Genomic DNA, 719 nt, shown 5'->3' with positions numbered 1-719 from the left:
GCACTGCGCTTAATAAAAGGCAACCGTAAATGATGGCCGAACACATTGATCAATGCGCCCGCTACAATTAACGCGCCGCCAATGTATGTCCATAGTGATGGAGGTTCGCCAAAGAACACAATTCCTAACAGTACCGAAAAGACAATCTGCACGTAAGAGTAGGCTGATGCTTTACCTGCTTGTTGAGTTTGCATCGCCTTAGTCAGCCCAAGTTGACCAATTTGAGTGAACACGCCGACCAATACCAACATACACGTCAGGTAAAGATCTGGCATGACAAAGTTATCTCCCATAAACAGGATGGACGTTGGTAGCGCCACAAGTGGGAAGTAGAAAATGATCACCGAGCTGTCTTCGGTTTGGCTGAGCTTTCTTACAATGACATAAGCAATAGAGCTACCCAAAGCACCTAAAATAGCAATCATTACACTGAACATCGGAAGTGTTTGTGCAGATTCTACGCCGGTTTCTGGTCGAACCATGACGTAGACGCCGAGCAAACATAGCGCAATACAAATGAAGGTTGTGGGCTGAATCCGTTCTTTCAAAAAAATGACAGCGAGCAGCGCCGTAAATACCGGATGAATGTATTGGAAGATGGTTGCTTCTGCCAAAGGTAACGTGGTCACCGAATAGTAAACACACATCAGCGCGAAGGTGCCCACCGCGCCACGCGCTAAGAGTAGTGGTTTGTTGTTGCCCCAAACAGAGATTCGTTT

At 46.7% G+C, this 719-nt stretch carries 1 protein-coding gene; it reads right to left on the bottom strand.

Features of this window, described 5'->3' with window-relative positions:
- A partial coding sequence (locus R7Z77_RS25505; RefSeq protein WP_318137071.1) for a DMT family transporter occupies positions 1 to 719 on the bottom strand: 719 nt, incomplete at both ends.

The sequence above is a fragment of the Vibrio sp. 1401 genome, from assembly GCF_033340295.1.
This window is presented reverse-complemented; position numbering and strand designations above follow the sequence as displayed.